Source organism: Occallatibacter sp. (assembly GCF_049802275.1).
In the GTDB taxonomy this organism is placed as follows: Bacteria; Acidobacteriota; Terriglobia; order Terriglobales; family Acidobacteriaceae; genus Telmatobacter.
In genome coordinates, this window is the sequence record NZ_JBARMD010000729.1 from 1 (window position 1) to 2,539 (window position 2,539).

The 2,539-nt window shown below is 59.6% G+C and carries 3 protein-coding genes; 1 reads left to right on the forward strand and 2 read right to left on the reverse strand.

Annotated elements, in window-relative coordinates; genetic code table 11:
• A partial coding sequence (gene pyrF / locus WA354_RS24455; protein ID WP_472815639.1) for an orotidine-5'-phosphate decarboxylase occupies positions 1 to 580 on the reverse strand: 580 nt, incomplete at its 3' end.
• Positions 581 to 821: 241 nt separating this feature from the next.
• On the opposite strand from pyrF, the gene WA354_RS24460 reads away from it, so the two are divergent.
• Positions 822 to 1,685 carry an MBL fold metallo-hydrolase gene (locus tag WA354_RS24460; protein ID WP_472815640.1) on the forward strand — a complete coding sequence of 288 codons (864 nt, stop codon included), beginning with the start codon at positions 822 to 824 and terminating at the stop codon, positions 1,683 to 1,685.
• A gap of 39 nt (positions 1,686 to 1,724) precedes the next feature.
• Here the strand turns inward: WA354_RS24460 and WA354_RS24465 are convergent.
• A partial coding sequence (locus WA354_RS24465; RefSeq protein ID WP_472815641.1) for a hypothetical protein occupies positions 1,725 to 2,539 on the reverse strand: 815 nt, incomplete at its 5' end.

Below are 2,539 nucleotides of genomic sequence, written 5' to 3' on the forward strand. Positions count from 1 at the left end.
CCGCCGGTCCGGTCAGGGCACGCAACGCCGCAACCTCCTGCGGCGAGCAAACAAATCCGCGAATCCCTGCGCCCAACCCCATCTTCGCCAGCTGCTCAACCTGCGCAGCCGGATTACGTTTCACTCCGACTGACTCGAGCTGCGCTGCATCCATACTTGTCAGAACAGTGACGGCAAGCAGCTCCGGCGGATTCGTAACATCGGCCAGGGCAGCTTTGGCCGCCGCCAGCATCGTTGGTCCGCCTCCAGCGTGAACCGTCAACATGCGTACACCCAGCCCGGCGGCCGATCGAACTGCCCCCGCAACGGTATTCGGAATATCGTGCAGCTTCAGATCGAGAAAGACATTGTGCCCTCGCGCGATGATCGGCTCCAGTACCGCCGGCCCGGCGGCAATGAACAACTCCAGTCCAACCTTGAACCAGTTGCAGGTGCCCTCAAGTTCTGCGACACGTCGCATGGCCGATTTAGAGTCTGGAACGTCGAGCGCAACGATCAGGCGCTGGCGGGCGAGTTCAAGCGGTTCGGCTTTTGCCGCCTTCGCAGATTCCATAGAAGCGATGGTTTCCTGGCTGCTCATGACTCCATCGTAGCCCAATTCCAGGTCATGTCCATTTTGTAACCCGCCGCGCCTGAATGTTTTGCTGCCCGAATGTTTTAGAAGCCCGACTTTTTTGTTCTCAATTCGGCTATCTTGGGAGAGTCTGGCGGCTTGGTGGTGCAAAATCGAAACCAACGATCTCCTCATCGCTTCGCAAAGACTGTCGGGACGAGCGCTTCTTGCTTTTGCGGTCCTCTTTTCCATCTATGAAGTTTCTCCTGTGAGGGCGCAATCCTGCGGCTCTGGCGGCCTGGCAGTTCAGGTACTCGGCTCCGGCGGCCCGGAGATGCAGGATAAGCGAGCCTCCACCAGCTATCTCATCTGGGATCGCGGCGCCGCACGCGTCCTCGTTGATGCGGGAGGAGGAAGCGCGCTGCGCTTTGGGGAGAGCGGGGCGCAAATGTCCCAGGTGGATGTTGTCTTGTTCAGCCATTTCCACATTGATCACAGCGGTGATTTTCCCTCGTTGGTATTTTCTTCATGGTTTGAAGACCGCAAGCGCCCGCTGCCCGTGTATGGTCCGCCCGGAAACGACTTTATGCCATCCACGACCGAGTTTGTGCACGATCTATTCGGTGATCCGCACGGTGCCTGGCGCTACCTCAGCGACCTCGTGGGGCCGGGCGCGGAGGGAACCTACACACTGCAACCGCATAACGTTGTGGCCGGCTCCAAACCAGCACTTGTGTTTCGCAACTCCGAAATGGCCGTGTCCGCAGTGCGCGTCATTCATGGTGGGTTTCCCTCACTGGCGTGGCGAGTGGAAATGGGCGGCAGGCGGATTGTCTTCAGCGGAGATACGAATGGCGACGGAGACGGCCTGACACAGCTCGCGATGGACGCGGATTTGTTCGTCGCTCATAACGCCGTTCCTGAGGGCGCCACCGGATTGGAAAGGCGCCTTCACATGCCGCCTTCCGTAATCGGGGTGACTGCTGCGAATGCCCACGTCAGGCAATTGGTACTATCACATCGAATGCTGCGGACCTTGGGAAAGGAAAACGAGACACAAGCAGAAATAAGGCGTCACTTTTCCGGCCCCATCGCATTCGCCAATGATCTCGACTGTTTTCCTGTGAAGTGAGCCTGACGGCAATCGCAAACCGATGGTTAAGCTAAGCCATCAGTCCTTCCCAAGCAGCTCATTCACCTTTGCCATCACGCTGAACGCATCAGCCACATAGACTACGTCGGCTTTGCCGCGAGTCCAGCCGCAGTTGGGGTCGAGCGAAATTGCCCTTCGCTCGCCGATGAACCGCCAGCCAACGACGTGCGGTTCCTCGCCATGGCAACAAGTCGACAGACCCTTGGCATGTCGCGGCGTGGAACCTGTTTGTCCCACCTGGTTCATATGCGTGAGGAAGGGAAGTACCGGCTGCCCGTCGCCGCCCTGGTCCACGAGCGATTTCGAACTGCCCAGTGAGGCGCCGCTCTTGTGTAGAAAACCAAGAATCAAGTCGCCGGCCTCAGCAGCATGCGCCTGCCCATCCGGCTGCTTCTTAGTCCAGCCGGCGCCCGCGACAAACAGCATCGCCGCTTCTGGCCGAATCGTCTGTGCTTCCTGCGCAGGCACGCGCATTCCCGTCACCGTCGTGCGCAACACAGGCAACTCCGCAGCAACAGGCTCGAGCTGAACATCGCCGGTCTCGCTCGCATACGGCGCATTTGTTCCCGCCTCCAGTAGGAGGAACCATGGCCGCGCAGTCCGCGTGATCACCGCTTCAATGCGTTGCCGATAGAACCAGCGGGAGACTTCAATGCGAGAGTCGCCGCCAATTGAAGTGACGTGCGTATCCACGCATCCGCCAACGCGATGCGCCACGCCCGCTGCAACCCGCGCGAACCGTGAACTGCCCGGCGCGAGCACAATGGTCGGTTGCACAGCATTGCACAGTGCCTCGCACGCAGAAGCATCGCTGGCATAACGCGCCTGCGCAA